19 protein-coding genes and 3 pseudogenes are annotated in these 23,156 nt (G+C 40.5%); 11 read left to right on the top strand and 11 right to left on the bottom strand.

The features are described from left to right. Positions 1 to 182: 182 nt before the first annotated feature. From K358_RS0101565 to K358_RS0101555, 3 genes are all read left to right on the top strand, one after another. Entirely contained in the window at positions 183 to 1,448 is a 1,266-nt protein-coding gene (locus K358_RS0101565; RefSeq protein ID WP_038149451.1) for an MFS transporter, read from the top strand. Beyond that, positions 1,445 to 2,938, top strand: a complete 1,494-nt coding sequence (locus K358_RS0101560) for a glycoside hydrolase family 32 protein (RefSeq protein ID WP_027695178.1) — start codon at positions 1,445 to 1,447, stop codon at positions 2,936 to 2,938. Before K358_RS0101565 ends, K358_RS0101560 begins: the two co-directional genes overlap by 4 nt. 94 nt (positions 2,939 to 3,032) lie before the next feature. Next, positions 3,033 to 4,142, top strand: a complete 1,110-nt coding sequence (locus K358_RS0101555) for a carbohydrate porin (protein WP_038149450.1) — start codon at positions 3,033 to 3,035, stop codon at positions 4,140 to 4,142. A 60-nt stretch (positions 4,143 to 4,202) separates the two neighbouring features. Here the strand turns inward: K358_RS0101555 and K358_RS0101550 are convergent, their stop codons facing one another. The 3 genes from K358_RS0101550 to K358_RS0101540 all read right to left on the bottom strand — a co-directional run bounded on the left by K358_RS0101550 (position 4,203) and on the right by K358_RS0101540 (position 6,970). Then, the gene (locus K358_RS0101550) at positions 4,203 to 5,201 is read right to left on the bottom strand and encodes a LacI family DNA-binding transcriptional regulator (protein ID WP_027695176.1); all 999 of its coding nucleotides are present in this window, start codon (positions 5,199 to 5,201) and stop codon (positions 4,203 to 4,205) included. A 315-nt stretch (positions 5,202 to 5,516) separates the two neighbouring features. Beyond that, positions 5,517 to 6,545 carry an HNH endonuclease gene (locus K358_RS17875; protein ID WP_051241125.1) on the bottom strand — a complete coding sequence of 343 codons (1,029 nt, stop codon included), beginning with the start codon at positions 6,543 to 6,545 and terminating at the stop codon, positions 5,517 to 5,519. Beyond that, entirely contained in the window at positions 6,515 to 6,970 is a 456-nt protein-coding gene (locus K358_RS0101540; RefSeq protein WP_027695175.1) for a class I SAM-dependent methyltransferase, read from the bottom strand. Before K358_RS0101540 ends, K358_RS17875 begins: the two co-directional genes overlap by 31 nt. 94 nt (positions 6,971 to 7,064) lie before the next feature. Here K358_RS0101540 and K358_RS18930 point away from each other — a divergent pair. The 3 genes and pseudogenes from K358_RS18930 to K358_RS0101530 all read left to right on the top strand — a co-directional run. Beyond that, positions 7,065 to 7,250, top strand: a pseudogene (locus K358_RS18930) (IS4 family transposase); the annotation flags it as partial. Positions 7,251 to 7,499: 249 nt separating this feature from the next. Continuing rightward, positions 7,500 to 7,874, top strand: coding sequence for a rhodanese-like domain-containing protein (locus K358_RS0101535; protein WP_038149449.1), 375 nt, complete (start codon positions 7,500 to 7,502; stop codon positions 7,872 to 7,874). A gap of 388 nt (positions 7,875 to 8,262) precedes the next feature. Further along, positions 8,263 to 8,511, top strand: coding sequence for a hypothetical protein (locus K358_RS0101530; protein ID WP_027695173.1), 249 nt, complete (start codon positions 8,263 to 8,265; stop codon positions 8,509 to 8,511). A gap of 407 nt (positions 8,512 to 8,918) precedes the next feature. Here the strand turns inward: K358_RS0101530 and K358_RS17870 are convergent. Further along, positions 8,919 to 10,301 (bottom strand): annotated as a pseudogene (locus tag K358_RS17870) (fructose-specific PTS transporter subunit EIIC); the annotation flags it as partial. Positions 10,302 to 10,340: 39 nt separating this feature from the next. Beyond that, positions 10,341 to 11,165, bottom strand: a complete 825-nt coding sequence (locus tag K358_RS0101520) for a shikimate 5-dehydrogenase (protein ID WP_027695172.1) — start codon at positions 11,163 to 11,165, stop codon at positions 10,341 to 10,343. A 171-nt stretch (positions 11,166 to 11,336) separates the two neighbouring features. Between K358_RS0101520 and K358_RS0101515 the strand changes: the two genes are divergently transcribed. Beyond that, a complete protein-coding gene (locus tag K358_RS0101515) occupies positions 11,337 to 13,115 on the top strand; it encodes an SgrR family transcriptional regulator (RefSeq protein ID WP_027695171.1) in 1,779 nt (592 codons plus the stop codon). A 627-nt stretch (positions 13,116 to 13,742) separates the two neighbouring features. Here the strand turns inward: K358_RS0101515 and hipB are convergent. The 5 genes from hipB to K358_RS19485 all read right to left on the bottom strand — a co-directional run bounded on the left by hipB (position 13,743) and on the right by K358_RS19485 (position 17,029). Next, a complete protein-coding gene (gene hipB / locus K358_RS0101510; RefSeq protein WP_027695170.1) occupies positions 13,743 to 13,991 on the bottom strand; it encodes a type II toxin-antitoxin system antitoxin HipB in 249 nt (82 codons plus the stop codon). 885 nt (positions 13,992 to 14,876) lie between these two features. After that, on the bottom strand, positions 14,877 to 15,440 hold the full coding sequence (locus tag K358_RS0101500) for a hypothetical protein (protein ID WP_156888667.1): 564 nt from the start codon (positions 15,438 to 15,440) through the stop codon (positions 14,877 to 14,879). Positions 15,441 to 15,467: 27 nt separating this feature from the next. Then, positions 15,468 to 15,710 (bottom strand): hypothetical protein, encoded by a 243-nt coding sequence (locus tag K358_RS0101495; protein WP_027695168.1) that lies wholly within the window; start codon positions 15,708 to 15,710, stop codon positions 15,468 to 15,470. Positions 15,711 to 15,713: 3 nt separating this feature from the next. Further along, the gene (locus tag K358_RS0101490; protein WP_156888666.1) at positions 15,714 to 16,910 is read right to left on the bottom strand and encodes a coiled-coil domain-containing protein; all 1,197 of its coding nucleotides are present in this window, start codon (positions 16,908 to 16,910) and stop codon (positions 15,714 to 15,716) included. Then, the gene (locus tag K358_RS19485; protein WP_280456396.1) at positions 16,907 to 17,029 is read right to left on the bottom strand and encodes a hypothetical protein; all 123 of its coding nucleotides are present in this window, start codon (positions 17,027 to 17,029) and stop codon (positions 16,907 to 16,909) included. Before K358_RS19485 ends, K358_RS0101490 begins: the two co-directional genes overlap by 4 nt. A 2,477-nt stretch (positions 17,030 to 19,506) precedes the next feature. Here K358_RS19485 and tnpA point away from each other — a divergent pair. From tnpA to K358_RS19150, 4 genes and pseudogenes are all read left to right on the top strand, one after another. Next, positions 19,507 to 19,827 carry an IS66 family insertion sequence element accessory protein TnpA gene (gene tnpA / locus K358_RS0101485; protein WP_004394070.1) on the top strand — a complete coding sequence of 107 codons (321 nt, stop codon included), beginning with the start codon at positions 19,507 to 19,509 and terminating at the stop codon, positions 19,825 to 19,827. Further along, the gene (gene tnpB / locus K358_RS19155; RefSeq protein WP_156888665.1) at positions 19,824 to 20,150 is read left to right on the top strand and encodes an IS66 family insertion sequence element accessory protein TnpB; all 327 of its coding nucleotides are present in this window, start codon (positions 19,824 to 19,826) and stop codon (positions 20,148 to 20,150) included. The genes tnpA and tnpB overlap by 4 nt, the downstream gene beginning before the upstream one ends. Beyond that, the gene (tnpC, locus tag K358_RS0101480; protein ID WP_051241128.1) at positions 20,089 to 21,567 is read left to right on the top strand and encodes an IS66 family transposase; all 1,479 of its coding nucleotides are present in this window, start codon (positions 20,089 to 20,091) and stop codon (positions 21,565 to 21,567) included. The genes tnpB and tnpC overlap by 62 nt, the downstream gene beginning before the upstream one ends. A 49-nt stretch (positions 21,568 to 21,616) precedes the next feature. Then, positions 21,617 to 21,778: pseudogene (locus K358_RS19150) on the top strand (IS66 family transposase zinc-finger binding domain-containing protein); the annotation flags it as partial. Between the two features lie 134 nt (positions 21,779 to 21,912). Here the strand turns inward: K358_RS19150 and K358_RS0101475 are convergent. Beyond that, positions 21,913 to 22,911 carry a LacI family DNA-binding transcriptional regulator gene (locus K358_RS0101475; RefSeq protein ID WP_027695165.1) on the bottom strand — a complete coding sequence of 333 codons (999 nt, stop codon included), beginning with the start codon at positions 22,909 to 22,911 and terminating at the stop codon, positions 21,913 to 21,915. Positions 22,912 to 23,156: the final 245 nt, after the last annotated feature.

Genomic DNA, 23,156 nt, shown 5'->3' with positions numbered 1-23,156 from the left:
CTTTATTGGATCTCGTTGTTAATATTCAATAACACTCAAATGTTAACGTTAACTTTTGATGGAATAAATCAATAATTTTCAGATTCATTACATGAGTCACAAGTTCTAATTGATAAATGGTAATTTTCCTTAACTAAAATGTTAACGTTAACATGGTGATAATCACTGATAATGGTAAACACATGAAATCACGAAAAAATTATATATTGCTTAGCGGCGCGTTATTTTTCTTCTTTGTTACATGGTCTTTCTGGTTTTCTCTTTTTCCTATTTGGTTAAATCAGCACCTAGGCTTAAACGGAACTGACACCGGTATTATATTTTCTGTTAACGCTATTGGAGCACTTTGTCTTCAGCCAATATACGGCTACATACAAGATAAACTGGGATTAAAAAAGAATTTAGTTCTTATCTTAAGCTTACTGCTTATGTTAATCGCACCTTTCATGATTTATGTCTACGCACCTTTATTAGTATCTAATCTCTATCTTGGCGTAGCACTCGGTGCAATCTACCTGGGTGGTGTGTTTTTTGCGGGAATTGGTGCATTAGAAAGTTATATTGAACGTATTAGCCGCATTAGTCAGTTTGAATTTGGTCAAGCACGGATGTGGGGATCATTGGGTTGGGCATTTGCTACATTTTGGGCTGGGCGCTTAATTACTATCGATCCTGATTACAATTTTTACCTTGCATCCGCCTCTGCGACTTGTTGCTTTATATTAATCGCTTTAGTAAAAATTGAATCTGCAAGTCCGACTACCCGCGACATATTAAAACATCAAGCAGAAAGCCTTTCATTTAACGACGCTCTTACCCTACTAAAAATGCCTAAGTTTTATGCATTCGTGGTTTATATCATGGGCTGTGCCTGCATCTACGGAGTATATGATCAACAATTTTCTGTTTATTTTGCTTCGCATTTTACTACGGTTGAAGAAGGCAACCGTATGTATGGCAACTTAAATTCATTACAAGTGTTCTTAGAAGCTGGAGGGATGTTCTTAGCACCTTTCATCGTTAATAAAATTGGACCAAAAAATGGATTAGTATTTGCAGGGTTTGTGATGGCTTTCCGAATCATAGGGTCAGGTATGATTGAATCAACTTATGGTATTTCAGCAATGAAATTACTGCATGCAGTCGAACTACCAATCTTATTGATTTCTATCTTCAAATACTTCAATCAACATTTTGATAGCCGACTTTCCGCGACATTATATCTATTCGGATTCAACTTCATTGCACAAGTATTCACAAGCATTCTATCTCCAATTGTCGGGGCTTCTTATGACCGAATTGGGTTCGCAGAAACCTATATCTTTTTAGGCATCAGTGTCACTGCATTTGCGTTGTTGTCATGCTTTACCCTAGAAAAAAGCACAAATAAAGATATATCAGATAAAGAAAATTCATCATTAACAATTCAAAAAAAGGCTGCAGTATGAACCAGGTATTAGAAAAAAACTTAACTGAACTAAAGCATAAACAAATAGACCCTTGGGCGCTTGGCTACCATATTCAATCAAAAAGTGGTTGGATTAATGATCCTAACGGTCTGTGCTTTCATAAAGGACGCTATCACGTATTTTTTCAACATCATCCGCATACACCCAAATGGGGTCCTATGCATTGGGGCCATGTTAGCTCGACTGACTTAATTCATTGGGAGCATCATCCAATAGCATTAACTCCTGGTGATGAAGGGATGTGTTTTTCTGGTTCAGCTGTAAGTGTCGGCGACGAACTTGCTCTTATTTACACTGGGCATAAATGGCTTAAAGAAGATCATAATGATGATTATATGGTTCAGCATCAATGTCTTGCGACCAGTAAAGACGGCGTCAACTTTCAGAAAAAAGGCATTGTAATTGCCAGCGCATATAATTCTGAAATCGTGCACTTTAGAGATCCCAAGGTATGGAATGAAAATAATGCTTGGCATATGGTTGTCGGCGTTAAAGAAAATGACCAAGGCAAGGTAGCCTATTATCGTTCAGATAATTTAGAACAATGGGAATTTATTAATATTCTAGGCACAGCAGACGCTAAGCGAGATGAAGGTTACATGTGGGAATGCCCAGATTTCTTTAAATTAGGAGATAAACACATCTTAATTTGCTCACCACAGGGGATGTCATCAAATCAATACGAGCGCAGAAATTTATTCCAGAATGGCTACTTCGTTGGTCAATTTAATGTAGTAAATGGTGAATTTTCTCGTGGAAATTTTAAAGAGTTAGATTATGGGCACGATTTTTATGCTTGCCAAACTTTTCTAGATGATGAAGGAAGAAGGATTGCAATTGCTTGGATGGATATGTGGGAAAGTGCAATGCCTGAACAAGCATTTGGGCGCGCAGGGGCGCTAACTATCCCTCGAGAATTAACAATTGACAAACTGGGCCATATCTATCAAAAACCAGTCGCTGAATTAAAAAAATTAAGGAAAAAATTACTTTTATTGGAAAATAAAAAAACATATCAACAAGGCAAAACAAAAGAAAAGATTGAAGGAATACACCTTGAGATTAATCTTTCCATACAATTACCAAGCGACATGAATAAAACCAATGAAGAAAAGGTAAATTCATTTGAACGTTCTGGAATATTATTGCGTTGTGGTAATGGTCAGCATACTTATGTGGGATATGATGCGATGCAACAACGTGTTTTTGTTGATCGTAACCATTCAGGTGCGGGCGTTTCAGGGATCCGTTATACACCTCAAATAAATACCAAAAACTTAGATACATTAACATTTCAAATATTTATTGACTCATCATCAATTGAAGTATTTGTTAATAATGGTCAGTTTACCCTTAGCAGTAGAATCTATCCAAATCTAAATAGTCAAGGTATTGAGTTTATTTCTGAAAATGGAATAACTAACATTTTAGACTTAAGCATTTACGAGCTTGAGTGTACTACAACATAACCTACCACCAAATAAAATAACATCCTACCACAAGGGCGCTTAACTATTAAGCGCCATAACTCCTAATGCATTTAATAAATACTGGTTATTTGATATGAAAAAAATAAATATACTATTTTCCCCACTTTTATTTCTAACCCCTTTATTGTCTTTTTCTGATACCAATATAATTTCCAATCAAAAAGGTAATTTAACTATAGGAGGGAATATAGAGTTTAACGTTAACTATCAAGACAAAGATTACAATGATGGCGATAAAGAGTTCAATCAAGATGGGCGTGTTTTAGTAGATTTGGAAGGAAATAAATACTTAAAAAATGGTCATTTTGTAAAAATAAAAGCACAACCATTATTTGAATCAACAGGTAACGTTAACTTAGACGATGCTTATTTTGAATTTGGAGAAATCGATGGTTGGATAATAAAAGTTGGCCGGTATGAAAGTTATGATATGTTTCCTGTTGGTTTAGATGTATTCCTTGAATATTCAGGAGATACGTCCAATGAACTATATTTAGATGGCTCAGCTTATTCATATCAAATGAAAGAAGGTCGAGGTCGTGGCTCTGATGGGCAACTAATGTATTATGAAGATTTTGGTAATCTATATTTTGAATTAGGTGCAATGCTTGGAGACCGTTCTGATTTATTTGCTGATTCTAATGGTAGTAAGCGCTATCATGGTGAAAATATAATAGAAACTAAAGATTCTGTATTAATACGACCAGTCATTGCTTATAAAGTCAACAACATCAAACTTGCATTATCAATGGAAACTAACTTAGTTAAAAATGCTATAGTCGATGAAAATGGAACCGATATATCAGACCGCTTAGGCTATGGATTTACGACAAACTGGAAGAATGATAATTTATCAATTAATTTCAATATGGCTTATATGGATGCAGTCGAAGAAAGCAATTTTTCTACTGGTATAAATGCTGTATGGAAGAAGTTTGGACTAGGTTATGTATATTCCTATAATAAATATGATGATGATAATTGGGCAGATGGTAGTGTAAATTTATCTACTATTTATACATCTTACAGATTTGATAACATGTTAGAGATAGAGGATTTTTCCATTCTCTTAGGCGCTTATTATACCACAGCCTCTAATGACTTAGATACACAATCAATTAATGCTGATTTTGAAGAAGATTCTGATTATGGATTTCGTGTAAGATTTTTCTATTCTTTCTAACTAAAGATGGCTTCATATATGAAGGTTGATCGTTTTAATCATCCTTCATATTCGTCTATTTTATTGTAGTGTATTCCTGATAATAAGAGGACAATTTAAGCTCACAACATCATTGTGTGTTTTTTGCATAACAATATGTAATGCAGCCTCTTCACCTATTTTTCTATGGGGTAATTCAACAGTGGTAAGTTGAGGATAAAATAAATCCGACATATCTAACATATTATCGAATCCCAAAATAGAAACTTCTGTTGGGATTTTAATTCCTTTCGACAATAAATACATTTGTGCTACAAGTGCCATACGGTCATTACCACAAACTAAAACATCAAATTGATACCCATTTTGGAAAGCATCATCAATCATATCAATAGTTTGATTATAATTTACAGGATCTGTCAATTGTCCTTTACGAACATCAATATGCTCCGTTCTTTCAGAAATAGCTAATTCAAAGCCTTTATCTCGTTCAGGTGTTGCAATAATGTTTTGAGGTAAAGTTAAGTATAATACTTTGGACTTCCCCCTACTTAATACTTCACGCATAGCATTATATTGCCCCAATCGGTCATTTGGTATATATGCTGGGCATTGACAAGAATCAGTCACACAATTGGCTAAAACTATCGGAATTGCTCGTAAACGTTCTGGCACATTTACTTTTCTTAACCCCATCGAAGTATAAATAATTCCTGCAGGTCGTTGTGCAAGTACCTTGTCAATAACCTCATCAGGAGGGGTAATATCAGACGTATTGATTACAATCGCATGCCAACCATGTTTTCGAAGAGTTTCTTCAATGGCATACAGTATATCAACGGAAAATGGCGTAGTGGCTACATCAAGAGCTAATACAATAATCGTTTTATCTTCAAATGACGTAGAGGCTCTTGAACGCATTTTTTGAGCAGATTCGTAAGGGACATAAGAAAGTGAATCAATGGCTTTTTGGACTTTATTCAAGGTTTTTTCACCAACACGATCAGGTTGATTAATGGCTCTGGATACTGTCATTAAGGACACCCCTGCCAGTTTTGCTACATCTTTAATTGATGCCATAAAAAATACCGCTCACTTTTTATCAACCTACATCATAGAATCGACTATGTAATATACCAGCTAAATCTTGTACTTAAAATCATTCAGTATCATCGGTGGCGGTAAGAATAGCGATCACCCGCTACCCCCACACAGATTCTGACGTGCGCTGCTTACGCATACAGTTCCTACCTTGGGTCTAACTCCATGCCTGGAAAGGATGAACAATATGCTTTGAAAACCTGAGACTCTGTAGCCAATTTTAGTTGACCACTACAGGGCAATTCTGAGTCAGCAGGTAAGGATTTCTTACCTGTTACCAACCCACAAGCAGCTTCACTTATTATTGAGGGCTGTAATCAACCTTCGGTAAAATGGGTCGCTAGCTGGGTTATATGAGTCGGAACCGCCCCAATAATATCGACCTAACACCGATTTCATGTTGTCGTAATGCATGTTTAGGTTACTTGCACGCCTTTTCGGAGTTGACCCTAGTGCGCTTTGAATTTTCGCTTTCCAAGGGTGGTTGCTTCCCATTATGTTTTCGTTTCGGGCAATGAGCTTCTCCACAAAATGCTGACCCACTAAGCGGTCTGACTTCAACAAGTTACAGTCACCGTGAGAGAGTACTAGATTCCATATTTCATCATGGTTAATCACTTGTCTGGGCAGAACATGATCCACATGAATATCATCATCCATTGGCTCACCACAGTAGAAACAGACGTTTCCTTGATAGCCAGATAGAAACGGTATGTTGTGAGTCAGTGCTTTGCGCTCATGACCATCTTTTAGATATATCTCTCGTATGTCGTTTGCAAGCTCAAAGTTTGTTTGATTAATGCTAAACGCACCCTCTAGCAAACCCCAACGCGCATGAACTTCTTGTTGAAGTGTATTTATTTGCGGTTCAGTAAGTGACAGTAGCGAGTCTTTCAAAACAAGCTTCTTACCTTTCTCTATGCCGTAGAAATAGCTTGCTACAATATTTTTGTCAGAACCGATAGTTTGGAATCTCGGAACCACGTCATCAAAAGCCGTATCAGCCACCTTATCAATAGCTTGATTACTAGTTAAAACGCCTAGCTCATGCTCTTTAATGATGCGTTCCATCTTCGTTAAAAGGTTAGGATTGCCTTGCTGTGGCATTGGGTTAGCTGCCAGTCGTGCTTTATAGGCGTCAAAGTAAGTGGTTGATAGCTCTTCCCAAGAAAGCTCGTTTTTCCCCTCCCGTGAAGCTTTAAGAAGCGTTTGAGCCATGCCATCTTGTAAGTGGCTGCATTTAGCCCAAATAGGACAATACCCTTGAAATAGTCTTCGTTCGTAAAGTCCATCTAGCTCTTCACCAATATTGCATTTAACCACTGTTCTTTCTCGCGTCCTTTGCGCAGGTCACTCGTTATCCACAGCTTTTGAGCGGTAAGCGGTGTCGCAAGATTATTAAATGCGAGTGGCAGCTCATCAAAGGGAACGTGTAACAGAGAGGCACACGCCCACACTGCATCGAACCGAACAGAGGCGTTGAACTGTAGAAAGGTTGTCACTTCCACGGGTTGCTTTATCAGAGCTTCCGCCAACTGAGCAAGTTCAGCGCTGGCATCGATAGGATGGACTTTAAAGCCTTGAAACTTAAATGCAAGAGTGTCCCTTCCAGAGCCGCAACCAGCATCCAGGATAGCGCCACCTTGAGGGATTAACGGTAAGAACTCATTATATAAGCTCTGCATCTCTACGTTGACCGTACCGTCATAAAACTCTTGCGCATTCTTGTCGTAGTAATTCACGCTTATTGCTCTTTAGTTACTATATGCATAGCAAAATCATACTACTAACTTTCATGTTGATGTCGGTTTTAAATCAAAAATACACTTATTCACAGAACTCCAAGCTAGAACAAAGCACAAAAGCAAGCGGATGGGTCGTCTTTTATGTAACCACCACCTGCATCAGGAGAGAATCGCGGTTTACCGTTGGCATGCTAGCTTTATTTGTGCGGGCAACTCCATGACAGTCGTTCTCGTTGATTGGTCTGATATCCGTGTACACAAGAGACTTATGGGGCTACGAGCATAAGCCGCGCAACAAGGACGTTCGGTCACTGATCTTCTTCCATCGGATTAGATTTGATAGGGAACGCACGCCCCTAATATTTGTAGAGTATTTAGTTTAACTAATAATGGGGCAAAGGCGTGTTTGCTATAGTCGGTTCGCATCACCTCTGCCAAGTGAACTGACAGAGGAAAAGTGACAAACTTTATTGTAAGTGATCAGACTTTATTGGACTCGATGAAACTATATTGTCTTCTGACAGGGGTAATTATGTTTGGAGTTAACTGGAAAGCGGCGGGGCTGGCGTTCATGCTGGCTTTGCCTGTGGGTCAGGTGTTGGCGAGCGAGCGGGCTGAGCAGGCTTGGCGGATGATAGATAATGGCGCATTGGTGATTGATGTGCGCACGACGCAGGAATACGCTGACGGCCACTTACCCGAAGCGCGTAATATTCCTCTCAGTGACGTTGGCACTGGCTTTCATGATATCGATAAGCAGCAACCGATTGTGGTGTATTGCCGCAGCGGTGGTCGTGCTGCGATGGCAATGGAAGCGTTGCAAAAACAGGGCTTCACTCACGTGCACAATGGTGGCGGACTGAACGAAATGCAGGAAACTCAGATGAACACCGGGCCGCTGAATTAGCCCTGTTTAGCACAATGATTTGATTTGAACGGGCCAAACCGCCCCGTTTTGGCTTTATCACTCTCCGCTTATCCCGTTACTGCTTTGTGACATGAGCAATCAGCGTTGGCTTTGCTGGCTGCTCCAGGCTTGACCCAGGCGTGCCAGAGCTTTCAGTACTTTAATCAACCAGCTATCACTCCTTATATAACAAAGTAGGTTGTGAACAGCGGTCGCGAGCAGTAGACTTGCACGAGCTAGAACGCCTGACAGTGTCTATCGCACGTTGATATGTCCGGCGTTGAGCAAATCAGAAACGTCCGGTTTAGCGATATCAAAGAGTAAAAGTAAACATTATCCTTTCATTATGCTGCCGTAAAATCGATATTAAATTTGATGGAGATAAACAATGAACAGCGGTTGGGCTAACTTCTTTCCGTACTTTGCCGGAGCTCTCAAAATTATCGTAACAGCGATTGGTGCCTACTTTGCGATTAAATGGCATTTTGATGAAGATCGCAGAGTGAAGGAAGCGGCAGGTGTGGTATTTGAACCACAAAGCTCTTTGAAAAAATTGTTAAAGATGCTGGCTATCCCTGTCATTCTGACCGTTCTGGTCGTTGCCGTGGTTTACGCTACGAACTGGTATCTCGACTGACCACCTGTGTGAATACCATCGCTGCTTAGCGATGGTAAGTCGTGTATCCAAAGTATGAGGTAAGGTCCATGAGACATCTTTAGACTGTGACTCATCGTTTGTCAGCTAAATCATTTTTGGACAGAAATGTTTTAGAACTGGAAATTCAAGTTATCTATTCAGATGAGAAAAAGTAATTTCAATTTGCATTCTTCAATATGCAGTCTGGCTGATACAGACTAGTTGGAACTTTGAACATTTCTAAAGCTATCGAGAAAATTGCTTTATGCTGACCTGTATCCATACTTCTGCATACTCTAACGTTGTGATTACGTAAAAAATGGAGCCAGTATGATTCTGGCTCCTAGTAAATGAATAAAGTCTTAGTAATTGCCAAACTTTCAACCTCGTTCAAAAACTAAATATTGTTATGCTTGTTCCACTGCTGCTTCAACGGCTGATTGTCCCTGTTTTAAGAACGCATACATAGCACCTGTTACAATCGTTCCCGCAATAATTGACACAATGTATAAGCCTACGTTGCCAACGGCATTTGGAATCGCCAGAACAAACAGACCTCCATGTGGTGCCATCAAAGTACAACCAAAGAACATAGATAGAGCACCAGCTAAAGCACCACCGGCCATAGTAGAAGGGATTACTCGCATTGGATCTTTCGCAGCAAACGGTATGGCACCTTCAGAGATAAAACACAGCCCAAGTAAAAATGACGCTTTTCCCGCTTCTTGTTCCGTTTTAGTAAATTTGTTCTTAGATAAGTAGGTCGCGAGTCCCATACCAAGAGCAGGTACCATCCCTGCGGCCATGATCGCCGCCATTGGCAAGTATGATTGTGACGCAAGTAATCCGACACCAAATGTATAAGCCGCTTTGTTTACCGGACCACCAAGGTCGAAACATTGCATTGCACCAAGAATTAACCCTAGTAAAACTGCGTTAGCCGACGTCATGCTTGATAAGAAATCGGTCAGCATCGTCATGGTTTGCGCTACAGGTCCTGCTACCAGATAGATCAACACGAGACCAGTAAATAAGCTTGAAATAAGAGGAACAATTAAAATGGGTTTCAACGCTTCCATACTTTGTGGCAGTACTACTTTTTGTACAACAAATCTTGCTGAATAACCCGCAATAAAACCAGCAATAATTCCGCCAATGAAACCAGCACCACTGCTAGCTGCAATGAACCCACCGATTAAGCCCGGTGCTAGACCCGGACGGTCAGCAATAGAAAATGCGATAAACCCGGCTAATACAGGAACCATTAAAGCAAAAGCAGATTTTCCACCAATCTGCATTAATGCTGCGGCTAATGTTCCTTCCTCTTTAAATGCCTCAATACCAAAAACAAAAGAGAGTGCAATACATAAGCCTCCGGCAACTACGAGTGGAAGCATGTGTGACACACCGGTCATTAAGTGTTTATATATACCGCCTAACTCTATTTTAGTTGACTCGTCTGTCGCCTTAGCCTTAGTCGTTTGGTAGATTTTCCCATTCTCTAGTGCTAATGCAATAACGTCGTTGGCCTTTTTTAACGCATTCCCAGTACTGGTTTTATACAATTTTTTACCGGAAAAACGGGCTAAATCGAGTTCAATATCAGCAGCAACGATTACCACATCCGCTTGATCAATATCCTCCTGCGAAAGTGTATTTTTTGCGCCAACCGATCCACGCGTTTCCACTTTAAGTTCATAACCACTATTTTTGGCGGATAGTTCTAACGCTTCAGCCGCCATAAATGTATGAGCTACGCCCGTAGGACAGGCAGTAATAGCAACAATTTTATGTGTCATGTAGGGTACCTTATTTATGTTTTATTCGATTTAACATTCACTTCTTGAATAAGATGCTGCTTGTTCAAAAAGCTCCTGAGTCGGTTTAATTCCGGTATATAACTGAAACTGCTCAACGGCTTGAATAGCAAAAACTTCACTACCGGTGATCACCGTTTTATTTATGGATTTTGCAAACGCAACCGCTGGTGTAACAGCCGGGATGGCAACAACATCAAACAGCACTTGCGCATGTTCAATTTCTTGCTCAGAAAAGCAAAGGCTTCCCTCTTCTGGGCCACCACTCATGCCGAGTGGCGTCGCATTAACCAGTAAATCAGCTTCGATGCCTCTCATATCGGCTTTCCATTTGAAACCACATAAATCGGCTAACGCCTTACCGCTCGGCTCATCAATAGCCACGACCACGCCATTGGTGAATCCCAGGTCTCTTAGTGCGCACGCCACCGCCTTCGCCATTCCTCCACTGCCTTTTAAAGCAAATGAAAAATCAGTTGGGATCGAGTATTGAGTCAGTAACGTAGAAATAGCGATGTAGTCGGTGTTATACGCTTTGAGATGGCCGTCAGTATTAACGATGGTGTTGACGGAATTAATCGCTGCCGCAGAAGGATCAAGCTCATCCACTAATGCTATGACTTCCTCTTTAAATGGCATCGAAATAGCGCAACCGCGAAAATTAAGGGCTCTCACCCCGGCTATCACGCCAGCCAGATCTTTACTGGTAAATGCCTTATAGAGGTAGTTCAGATCCAATGCATCATAGAGGTAGTTATGAAAGCGTGTACCAAAGTTGGTAGGTCTAGCAGCTAAAGACATGCAAATCGTTGTATCTTTATCAATTTTTGTATTCATCAAAACTCTCCATTTCTTTATTCACGAATAGGTAAAATCACAGCAAAAATGTATCGAGATCTAGAAATACTCTTTGGCTCACGGTGAGATATACCTTGTTGATGGAGATAGAATGGTCTAAATTGAGGTAATTAAAAATTGATGCATTTAAATTTTTTAAGTTCCTCTTTTATGACTAACAACAGACTTGAACAACAGTATCTCAAACTGCTTAACCACTTTGGTGAAACAAGCGTGTCGGTAACGTTACAAGAGCTTTCTGACTACCTTTTCTGTACCAAGCGGCACATGCGAAACCTTTTGATCAAAATGCAAGAGTCCGGGTGGATTGATTGGCAAGGGGAGTTTGGGCGTGGGAAACGCTCGACACTAACGCTGTTAAGTAATAAAAACCAGTTGCTTAGTAAAAAAGCTGAAACCTTAATTGATAAAGGTCGCTTCAACGAAGCGATTGATCTTCTCGGCTCAGACAAACACTTAGTTGCACCATTATTGCGCTCAAAACTGGGCTTTAGCATTAACCCAGACAACCAGGTTCTGCGAGTTCCCTACTATCGAACTATGTACAATTTGTACCCAGGAACACCTTTGCGACGGTCAGAACGTCACCTTATTCGTCAGATCTTCAGTGGATTAACCCGAGTAAAAGAGGAAATAGGTGAAGTAGAAGGAGATTTAGCTCATCATTGGCATCAGATTACCTCATCTATCTGGCGTTTCTATATAAGGCCTGCGGTTCAATTTCACGATGGTCGCCCGTTAACTTGCGACGATATTGTTACCTCTCTTAATCGTGCTCGTAAGCTTGCCCTTTTTTCACATATTGAGCAGATAAAAATCATCGGACCACATTGTGTAGAATTTGAACTCAGCACAGAGGATGATAATTTTCCGCAACTATTGGCAACAGCCTCAGCACTGATACTACCTGCTAACCATGATGAAATAGAGCATTTTGCACGCTCACCAGTTGGTACAGGCCCCTACCAAGTGATACAAAATGACGAACGCCGTTTATGTCTTAAAGCATTTGATAGCTATTTTGGTTTAAGAGCTCTGCTTGATCAGGTAGATATCCTGATGTGGCCGAATCTAACCCATCAATCTGATGGAGCAGTAGAAGAGACACAACTGTCATTATCAAACAAAGCGAATGCAACCTGGTTGAGTTCAAGTTTGAGTGACAAAGAATATATCGCAGGTGTTGCGTCTGATCTGACTGGTGCCCCTTCTGACCTTTTCGAGGAAATGTTTTTAGAACAAGGTGGATATTTCCTACTCTGCGATAGTCACTCGGATAAGTGGCAAAATCCAGAAAGTCGAGCTTGGTTGCAACAAATTCTTAATCCTTACTCCATATCACAAGAGCTGAATCCTGCTATTCGCTATCTATGGGTGCCGGCAACCAGTTTACTGCCCAATTGGTGCCACAGGATTGCACCGATTCATTCAGCTTCTCCTTTTAATAGCACAGCATCAAACGCTGTGATTCGCTTAGCCTATCATGATCACCATCCGGAGTTTCCAGCTCTGGCCAATGCGATGGCCACCCTACTTAGGCGTAACAATATTGATCTTGAGCTAATTGAGTTGCCTTATGAACAATGGGCGCAAGGTACGGCTGATAATATTGATATCTGGTTAGGTACCATCAATTTTCCAGTACCAGAAACCTGGCATGTGGGCGCCTGGTTACTAGGCTCACCACTGATTCGCAGATCAATTGGTGGCAGAGATAACAACCTATTGCAGTACTGGCATAATCAATGGCGCAGTGGAGAAATAAATTCCGAACATCTTATTTGGCAAGTAGTTCATTCTGGTTGGCTACAGCCACTATTTCACCATTGGATGCGTCTTAAAGGCCCAGCTAACGCTCAGGGTATCCACCTTAATAACTTAGGTTGGTTTGATTTTCGGTCTACTTGGTTTGAACCAGAAGACCAATAACTACCTACCACATACAAGCCGTATAAACAAAATTCGACATATTATTAGGCAAATTAATTAGAAAAAATCATGCAAATTTCTGACGAGTAAGTTCATATATTTGTTGCGCAAACTCATCTTGGGGCATATCTTTTTTAGCTGGTAGTTTCGCTCTCTATCTGAATTTTGTGACTGAATCAGTAGTTGCACCTAAATTAAGTGAATACTCATTTATGAGGAGGGGTTAGATGAAGAGGTCAGATTGAACGGATAACATAGCTACTTTCTCGACTAAATAGAAAAATAAATGACCTACCGTTCCGCTAGCATCTGAAGCGATGCGCTCCACTAACTCGGACAACACTACAAGCCTCAAATTGACAACATTTGTTTCTCAAACTTGATATTAGGAAAACGCCTGTCTGATTGGTTTCTTTTTGGGTAGTTGCCTGACGGCATTAATTCTGTACTGGGAATGAAATAACTTGGCGCGATCGAGTAAGGCTATTACCTACAAATGTCAGTGGACAATAAAGATTAGAACTCGACACTAAAGTTTGAAACTTTTTGGGGGGCTTATTTAGCTACTTCTTTTGGTTTCCAAGGTGCCAACAAGTTCACCGTTCATATATGCGATTAACTTTTGCATTACCAATTCTCGTCATCGTTTACATCTGATGATGCCAGCTGGGATTTTTCTTGGATAATTAATGAGATATCCATTGCTTGGGCAAGCTTGAAGAAAGTCGAAAGTGTTGTTTTATTGGGGTTGTTCTCGAAATTAGAAATCGTCGCTTGTTTTATACCGACTTTTTTTGCCAATTCTAATTGTGTCCATCCATTTTTTTGGCGTATCAATAGCATCATATCGGCTAACTGTTTTGGACTATATATCATTCGTTCCAACCCTCTATCGAAATAAAGCCTAAGTTCAAGACAACTAATTATCCCTTACTAAGGATAAAACAGAGTATATCCCTTAGTGGGGATTACGTCCATATTATCCTCAGCAAGGGATGAGAGTGGAAATATCCGCTTGTAGGTATATTTAATTTATTAGCCGAGTAGTATGTGGATTTTTCTGTAATAGAGTAAAGATAGTTCACGACCTCAAGGCATCTTTAATTAACACCCTACAAATCCACACTTTAATAAAAACTTAGGTGATTTCTTACATAGCCTTCTTGCATGGTTCCGGCATGGTTCTGGACTTAAATTTGTCAGTGCTTCCAGAATAAATAACAGATTCCAATTCCATGAATATACTAATATACTACTGTCGCTTGCTATGAGAAACGCGGCTTCGGCCCCACTCGTAGACAAATGAATTCAAATAGCCCTTTTCTCTTCCGCTCATAGAGTATTGATTGTATCGGCGACAAAGAACAATAACGCTATCAATGTGCAAATTAAGCGCCACGACTTATTTCCCTCTAAATGACCCTCTAACCTCGTTGTTATAATTAGTAGCCCAATCGTATGCATTCTTGATTAAAACCGCAACAGGCGCCCATTTGAGCCATTTAAATGGCCATCTGTATAGGTCTTTCAGGTCGACCTCCTTTGCGAACCTGATTTCAACCATTTGATTCACACTCAAGATTTCATCGCTTGACGTACATGATTTAAGTTAGAAACAAATCGTGCTGAATATCGAGCGGCATCGTTTTTCGTGCGTAAGCGTTACTCGTGTGAAGCGCGAAACTAAAAACCACAACAACAAATAATACGTTCAATAAGATTTGATTCCCTTTCGTTAATCTCACTTTCACATTCCCTTTGTTAACTGCTTATGTCTCGACGCGTTAAACCTTCGTCGTTTTGAATAATCAAAAATGGAAAGTCGAAACCTTCTCGGTATTGCTGCGTTGTTTCCGCATCCGTGACTACCGTTATTTGTTTGTCACGAATCTTGGTGTTTGTTATGCCTGCTCCCAATAAGATTTTTTCTTGCTTAGATTTGTCATCAGTCGTGAAGATGATGTTCAACTTTGTTCGTGTCGATGTTCCTGCCGTTTCCAAAAGTACAAAATGAACGCACTCTTTTTCGCAGGTCGCAGTATCGATGAAGATTGATTTTAATATCGTCTTCTCCGGTGGTAGCGCTCGACTTAATGCTGTGCTCGGTTTTATTTCATCAGCTTCTTCGGTTGGTAGTTCGTTGATTGCCGTCAACTGAAAAGCTATCTCTCGATGACGACGATCTAATTCCAATGCGTTCATTAGTCGTGAGTAGCGTGCGCGTTCCGCTTCTGTCTTTGATAAGTTGCCAAGTACAATCGGTGGATCTAAATCAGGCGACCAAATTCCACGAGGTGTGTATTCCATTGCGTACTTGTACTTCACCCAATCTTCGTTTCGTAAGTTCCAGTTCTATGCCTTTGCTCTGTCGCTTGGCGTTAACTCAATCTCAATTCCGTCTACTTCGTACTTCGTTTCTTGACTCTTACCATCAAGCCCAATGACCTGCGTAGTTTTGACTTTCAATTCCGCGACGTGAATTTTGTTGGTTGCTCCGTTTAGTTTTGTTCCCGATGCTTGTGTGTGACTTACCAATAACAGAGCAAGAGGCGTTACTAATGTAAGCTGCGTAACTAAAGATTTTTTCTTCTGCATTTCTTACCCCTTAATTTTGATTATGTAAGTCTCGTTATCAGCAATACCTTTCACCGTGACATTGTTCGTTGAGATTTTTTGAATGATGTACGAACCAATTCGTTCACCTTCCAATCTTTGAATTGCCCCAAGCCCTCGATTTGAAAACACCGCGATGTTGTTTGCTCCAAACTGAGTGACCGTCTCCAACTCCAAACCATCTAACACTGTCACTGTTTGAACTTTCGATTTGATTGGAGTCGAACGCGGCACCGGTTTGATTACTACCTTTTCTCTCTTCGCTTGAGCAACTGTGCTTTTAACTTGCGTTAAAAGTTCTTCACTCTGTTTCATGGATTCTTTTTCAAGCGCAGCAAGCTGACGACGGATAGATGCAATCTCACTTGTCGTTAATGATTTATTGCTTGCAACGTCACTCTGCATTTTTTTAATTAGGTCGTCATTTGCGTTTGAGTTCTTAACGAACTGCTCAACCATCAACGTTAAATCTTTTAGCTTCGTTTTGAATGTCATCTGTTCGTTCTTTAATTGGTTATTGAATTCTTGCAATTGAATTGTTTGGTTTTCTAACTTGCCTTGCATGTCTGACACTTTATTCGTGAGCGATGCAATCGATGCTTGTTGTTTTCCCCGTTGTTCCATTTGTATTTCTTCAGACTTACTTTCTAAGAATTCGTAACCTACGAAACTAACTCCTATTGCGATGCTGCTAGTTAATAAAATTTTGGATGTCTCAATAGCAAACATTCGAACTACACCGCGATCATTTTTTCGTGCCTCACGCTCTAAACGCTTCGCTTCTTTCTTCGCTTGTTTAGTTTCTCTTCGTTCATTTATTTTTTGTTGTCGTTCATTCAGCCGAGCTTGCTTTGCTTCGTTCTGTTCACGGCGTTTGTTCTCTCTGACAATTGCGCGTTGTTCAGATCGGCTAAGTTCACGCTGTTGTTCTTCTTGAGGTTCATTCGTTGACGTAGACGACAAGGTTTCGTTGTTGACGTGATTCGATTCAGATTCGTCGGTGATTACACTTTCGTTGTCTTCATCATTGTGATGTTGTTGAACGTCTTCGTGCTCGGGTTGTTCTTTGTTGGCTTCCGAGTTTTCATTTTCGTTTTCTTCTGGCTTCGTTCGTTCCGCAAACTGCATTACTTTCGTTTCCGATTCCATTTCGTTGAAATCCATTTTCTTCTTCGTCATCATTTCTTTCTCGCCTCTATGGAAATCTCACGACGAACTTGATCTACGTTCATCACATATGCATCACCAATCAGTGTTTCAATAATTTGTTCTACCGTTACTCGAAAGAACGAACGATTCACGAGCGGAACTTTCAATGAGTACAGCTTCAAAGTTTCTACATCTGTTTGTCGTAAGTCTTTCAGTGCAAATCCTGAAGAGTACAAAACGTAGTTAAGTGCTTGCCCCGTGTTAACGATTGAAGCAGGGATCTCAATTGAGATAACTTTGATGAGTGGGTTCTTCTGTTCATCATCTGTGTCGATGACAATCTGTGTGTAGCCATCCAGATTTTGTTTGTACTGCCTTGGGATTTCATTCGCTTGTCCCGAAGCAAAGCGGTACCACTCAAACTAAGCAATAGGAAAGCCAATTTTGGTTTGCATGTTTTCATTATCGAATCCGATTTAATTTCTGCTGTAACTACCTAATGTAGGTTTTAAAAAATGCGGCATAAAAATCTAAGCAGAAAAGATAACGAACTTTGTAGGGGGATTTTCTGACAAAAAAAATCGGCCTCCTGAGAGGCCGATATGTGTCCAACAAATTTTAGTGGTCAAGTAAGCGGATTATGAAACTGTGATTTCACCGCTTCGCATGTAATTTGCCAAAGGCAATTAAGACCGACTTTTTTTCGAGGATCACTCACACGGAAAATATAGCATGTTTCAGGACGCTGAAAACACCCATATATACTATCTATATATACTATATATATATAGGGAAAAACGTGAAAAATAAGGCGTAATTCAAGGCTGGTAGAAGTGCCCTTTAACAGAATTTAGATTAGTAATAATTTTCAATGAATGTTGAATAATCAAGACACGACTCGGAATAACAGTATTTCCGTTCGGAGTCTAACGACTTTCCTATAGTAAATAATCCATTCCGTGTTAGACCTAACGATGATTCCGTTAGGCTTTAATCATTTTCCTATTAGACCTAATACAAATATCATTAGAAATATTACATTTGCCATTAGACCTAACGATTTTATCGTTCGGTTTAATTGCTTAGCCGTTTGGCCTAATGTGAAATTCGTTAGGTTTAATTGTTTTTGCGTTTGACCTAATGGCTATTACGTTAGGTTTAGTCTAATGGGGGTTAGGAATAGTGGTCTGTGCATTATAAATAATGAATAACAAGTTAGGCTAAAGTCAGTAATATTGGCTTAAATGCCTTTTGCATTATGAATAATACATTAGCTACCTTTAATAGCGCCTTGGTCGTTAGGAATAACCTGAATAGCACTCGCTATAGTTCCTTTGTGGTTATGAATAGTCATTTAACTATGTGAATTAGTGAGGCAGGCATTAGTTTTTAATGGCTTGCCCATTAGAAAGCTTAGTGGCTTTTATCGAAAAGTGACCAGCTCTGCCCTATAAATCAGCAGGTAAAACAAGTTCGATTGGGTACGTTGTTCACTAAGAAATGAGAAGTATTTGTTAGATTTTTCTTTGAATAGGGAGTTCATCACCGACCATTTATAGATAAAAATGACCAAAAATTTTGGGCTAAATTTTGTCGATAATCTGTTTTTTTGACAAATATTTATACTTTTTCTGACCACTTTCCAGTGGTAAATCATCGAGTGAAAATTGGATTCCCTGTGCCACTTCATGAAGAATAAGTGGGGTAAAAGTGTTTGAGCTTTTCCGTGAAAAGTGAGCAGAATGATGGATGAAAAGTTGTATCACAACTCAGAGAAATTGGTTTTTAATGATCACCAAAGCCATCGATCAAAAACAGTGTTTTGTGTTTTCTTTACAGCATGAAAGGCAAAAATTGACCACTAGAATTCTAATCATTGAGGTAAAGTAAATCACATTTACGATGTTCGTAAACATGAACGTTAGCGTTATGAAATGAAGCATTTCTTTTTGGCTTTTGCTTTTCGGATCTTAAAAGTTTGTCATTTTTGTTTTAAATTATTCGGTTTGTTGTTGCTCCCATTGTGCCTTTAATGAGTGTTATAAATTTTGATTTATAGGATTTATGAACGAAGAAACTGGTCTTTCTTGCGTCGGGCAAAAAGATATTTACGAGAAAATTTCTGAGACGTATTGCTCATCATTTCATTCGATGCAGCGTCCAATGAATGCACTTTCGTCTATTTGTTCGAAGAGTTGAAGTGATTTTTTTTAGTTACATGCATGCACATTTGAGGTAATTAAACTTTGCGTTTGAGTAAAGGTTAGCTGAAATAACTATCCACCCAAGAGTAAGTGTTGAAGAAAAAATTGGTTAACTGAGTGTCCCGTTTTCGTTATCCACCGACCGTATCTTCGATCTAAAACAAGATTTCTCAGGCAGATTCATAGCTTGTCTTCTGACTCAAAATCTCCTTGCAGTGGAATTAATGCGCTCTAATCTCGCCATACAAAAGTGAGTTGAACGATGATCGAAAGTTAAAACTTAGAGCAGGCCACAAGGTTTTTATTGAGCATAAGATCGAGCTTTCGAAGATAGATTGTAAGCGCATCATAAACCCCGCATTCTAATCGTCTAGCCCGAATAATAAGATCAAACCTCCAACCCAAAGCAGCAAAGGAGATTTGAAATGGCCAAACGACGCACTAACCAAGAATGGCGAACCCTGTTCGAACGCTATGAATCCAGCCAACTATCACAACGATTATTCTGTGAACGTAACGGCCTCAGCCTTTCCACTTTTTATGCTAAGCGCCAACAGTTAAAGCACATCGAAAAACCGAACACGGTTGGCTTTGTTAAAGCAGAAGTCGTTGAAAAGACCACAAAGTATCAAGCCACTCACCTTGCCGTTGCCAATATGACCCTGCTCGTCAATGATGTTGAACTGAGCATCCCACAAGGCACGCCAGCGACCTATCTTGCAGAACTTATCGGTGCGCTGTCATGAAACGTATGCTCAGTGCTCCCGAAATCTATCTCTATCGCGAAAGCGTCGATTTTAGAAAGTCCATCAACGGCCTCGCTGCGATTATCGAAAATGACACCGACTTGCCCTTGGGCAGCGGCGCACTATTCCTGTTCACCAACAAACAGCGCGATAAAGTCAAAGTGTTGTACTGGGATAAAACAGGCTTTGCTCTTTGGTACAAGCGCCTTGAAAAAGCCAAATATCAACCCAGAAAGCCAAGATGTTGCCGAGCTACAAGCGATGGTGAAAGCGCTGTTGGCGTCAGAAATCCAATTGAAACAAGAGCGCCAATCGCTGCTTGAACAGCTCAAACTTGCCTTCGACCGTCAGTTCGCTAAACGCTCGGAGGCGTTAAAGCCTTACAATGAATCCCAAGGTGACCTCTTCAACGAAGCGGAGTGTGAAGCTGCTAAAGAAGAAGAGGTTGACGTTGTCACAACGACCATCACAACGAAGAAACGCGGTAAACGCAGACCACTGCCAAAGAGCTTGCCTCGTGAGGTTATCGAACTCGATTTAGACGACGATGAAAAGCAGTGCGCTTGCTGCCAACATAGTCTGCATAAAATCGGTGAAGACCGCAGTGAAAAGCTTGAGTTCACGCCAGCGGTACTCAAAGTGTTGGAATATGTTCGTCCTAAATATGCTTGCCGCCAATGCGAGCAAACTCAGGACAACAGCCGCATTGTTCAAAAGCCAGCGCCGCAAAGCATTATCCCGAAGATCTTCGCCACAGAAAGCTTGTTGGCCAATATCATCCTCGGCAAATACCAATACGCGATGCCACTTTATCGACAAGAGTCGTTGTTTACCCAGTCGGGTATCGAACTCTCACGAACCACGATGGCAAGGTGGATTATCCAAGTCAGTGAGAAGTTCGCCCCGCTTTACGCGGCCTTGAAAGCGCACCTACTTGAGCAAGTGGTGATTCAGGCGGATGAAACGCCGCTCAATGTCCTCAAAGAAGATAAACAGTGTTACATGTGGCTCTACTGCTCGGGCGCAGACTCGCCAGATGCCGCACTCCCCAATGTGAAAAATATCGTCTTCTTGTACGACTATCAAAACAGTCGCGCGAGGGCGTGCCCCGTTGCCTTCTTGGGCGACTATGATGGGTATCTGCAAACCGATGGCTATGGTGTTTATGATGGGCTTCATCTCGTCACCAATGTCGGTTGCTTCGCGCATGCTCGGCGCAAGTTCATGGAGGCGAAAAAGCTTCAAGGCAAAGGCAAGTCAGGTAAAGCGGATAAAGCGTTGGCCAAAATCCAGAAGCTTTATGGAATAGAATCACGCTTAAAAGGTGCCAGTGCCGAAAAACGGAAAGCAGAGCGCCAAGAGCATGCTAAGCCGATACTGGATGAGCTTTATGAATGGATGACAACTCAGAAAGTGCTTGAGTCTAGCCCGCTGGGTAAAGCTATAAAATACACGCTCGGTCAGTGGCCGAAGCTCACCCGCTATATCGATGTCGGTCACTTATCGATAGACAACAACCGAGCTGAACGCGCAATAAAACCGCTGGTTATTGGGAGAAAGAACTGGCTCTTCTCGACCAATCCCAATGGAGCTGAAGCGAGCGCGATGCTTTACAGTATCGTCGAGACAGCGAAAGCCAACGGCCTTATCGTTTACGACTACATGGTCAAGTGCATGCAGGAGTTAGCGAAAGCGGAACCTGATATCGATGCACTCCTGCCTTGGAACTTCAAACACTAACAATATCGCCCCGTGGGTTCATGGCGCGGATACGATAATTTTATGCGCGGAGCCTTTACCTGAAGAGTTAGGGCGGGAAGTTCAGGTGCATACGCTGAATGCGCTACACTGCGAATGTGGCAGTCATGAACAGCATAAATGTGGCATGGAGACCTCGGAAGAGCTGAAGATTATTTTTCAAAAAATCAATGTAATCCGCCATGAACGAACTTTAAACCTCCCCTAATTAGTTACACCATAATTAGAGTTTTCAGCCTGTTCATGCTTCATTAAATATTCCCATGGTGTCAGATCATTCAGTGTCATCAACTAGCAAAAAGAAAACAAAAACAAATCCTTTCTATATCAAGCGCTTTCTCTAATAATTAATTTATAAGGAATTTTCTGTTTAACAATTTCTACTGACTTACCTTCCAGCAAATTGACAAGTGTTTCAACGGCGAGCTCTGCCATTTCTACTCGTGGCGTACGAATTGTCGTCAGTCTAGGATTAATAACAGCAGCGTAATCTAAGTCATTGAACCCGACAATATCCAACTCCTTACCTACTGATATGCCATGTCTCTGACATTGCATTATTGCGCCAGCAGCCATGTCGTCATTGACAAAAAAGACTGCATCCGTTTCTGGCCAACTATGCAAAATTTGACGAAGCGCATCGGCACCACTTTGAAATGAAGTTTTATGCTTGATATTGATAACTCTGTGATTATCAAGGCCTGCTTTCTGTAAACACTCGCTCCAAGCCTCTTTTCTAAGCATTGCTCGGTGATCCAACCATGTTGAACAGAAAGCGATGTTTTTGCGACCTTTTGAAATGAGATAAGATGTCAATTCGGTTGCAGCTTCGCTTTGATCAACGCCAAAATTAGCATCAAAAGTAGGTTCTTTAATAATATCCATAATCTCGACGGCAGGACATGCAGAATTTTTTATTAGTTCGACTGTTCCCCAGGAATGGATTGTTTCGGTGAAGATAAACCCATCTACATTTCTAGACAAAAAATCTTTAACAATTTTTTCTTCGCCTAGCTCCGTATATTCTGAATCACCAACGAGTAGATTATACCCTAAAGCCTCACACTTTAATTTTGTCGCACTTATGATCTCAGGAAAAACTGTATTAGTAAAACTTGGTACTACGAGTAAAATGGATTTACTAGATGAAGACGCAAGAGTTTTAGCTGCAACATTAGGTATATAGTTTAACTTGTTACATGCTTGTATTACTCTCGCATGTAACTCTTTAGACACTCGATTAGGATTATTAATGGCTCTTGAAACGGTTGATTTGTTAATAGACAAATAGTTTGCGACATCAGAGATTGTCGTTCTTTTATTCATTTAGAACCCTAATAATAAATTATAAAGCCTGCGTTAAACTGGGCGTCGAGTATAGCATGAATCAGATAACTAACTAGTAGGCCTCAATAGCTCCATACTGACAAATAGAAATACTTATCCAATCTTTGCGTTCTTACACCTATGCGAACTGGCTTTGTTGCTTAATTCGATGAGAAGACATGGTAGCCCCATGTTGTTCAGTTCTTAAACAACATACTGAGTTTCAGGCATACCTAGCCCTGTAA

The sequence above is a fragment of the Vibrio litoralis DSM 17657 genome (assembly GCF_000426765.1).
GTDB classification, from domain to species: Bacteria; Pseudomonadota; Gammaproteobacteria; order Enterobacterales; family Vibrionaceae; genus Vibrio; species Vibrio litoralis.
The sequence above is the reverse complement of the archived record's forward strand: the minus strand, read 5'-3'. Positions and strand labels throughout refer to the sequence as shown.

Excerpts from the sequence above, each read along its gene's own strand:
- hipB (WP_027695170.1), bottom strand. The coding sequence starts at position 13,991 with ATGATATATAGTCCAAAACAGTTAGCCGATATGATGCTATTGATACGC.
- K358_RS0101565 (WP_038149451.1), top strand. The coding sequence starts at position 183 with ATGAAATCACGAAAAAATTATATATTGCTTAGCGGCGCGTTATTTTTC.
- K358_RS0101520 (WP_027695172.1), bottom strand. The coding sequence starts at position 11,165 with ATGAATACAAAAATTGATAAAGATACAACGATTTGCATGTCTTTAGCT.
- K358_RS0101515 (WP_027695171.1), top strand. The coding sequence starts at position 11,337 with ATGACTAACAACAGACTTGAACAACAGTATCTCAAACTGCTTAACCAC.
- K358_RS0101495 (WP_027695168.1), bottom strand. The coding sequence starts at position 15,710 with ATGCAGAAGAAAAAATCTTTAGTTACGCAGCTTACATTAGTAACGCCT.
- tnpC (WP_051241128.1), top strand. The coding sequence starts at position 20,089 with ATGGTGAAAGCGCTGTTGGCGTCAGAAATCCAATTGAAACAAGAGCGC.
- tnpB (WP_156888665.1), top strand. The coding sequence starts at position 19,824 with ATGAAACGTATGCTCAGTGCTCCCGAAATCTATCTCTATCGCGAAAGC.
- K358_RS0101560 (WP_027695178.1), top strand. The coding sequence starts at position 1,445 with ATGAACCAGGTATTAGAAAAAAACTTAACTGAACTAAAGCATAAACAA.
- tnpA (WP_004394070.1), top strand. The coding sequence starts at position 19,507 with ATGGCCAAACGACGCACTAACCAAGAATGGCGAACCCTGTTCGAACGC.
- K358_RS0101535 (WP_038149449.1), top strand. The coding sequence starts at position 7,500 with ATGTTTGGAGTTAACTGGAAAGCGGCGGGGCTGGCGTTCATGCTGGCT.
- K358_RS0101475 (WP_027695165.1), bottom strand. The coding sequence starts at position 22,911 with ATGAATAAAAGAACGACAATCTCTGATGTCGCAAACTATTTGTCTATT.
- K358_RS0101555 (WP_038149450.1), top strand. The coding sequence starts at position 3,033 with ATGAAAAAAATAAATATACTATTTTCCCCACTTTTATTTCTAACCCCT.
- K358_RS0101550 (WP_027695176.1), bottom strand. The coding sequence starts at position 5,201 with ATGGCATCAATTAAAGATGTAGCAAAACTGGCAGGGGTGTCCTTAATG.
- K358_RS0101490 (WP_156888666.1), bottom strand. The coding sequence starts at position 16,910 with ATGATGACGAAGAAGAAAATGGATTTCAACGAAATGGAATCGGAAACG.
- K358_RS0101530 (WP_027695173.1), top strand. The coding sequence starts at position 8,263 with ATGAACAGCGGTTGGGCTAACTTCTTTCCGTACTTTGCCGGAGCTCTC.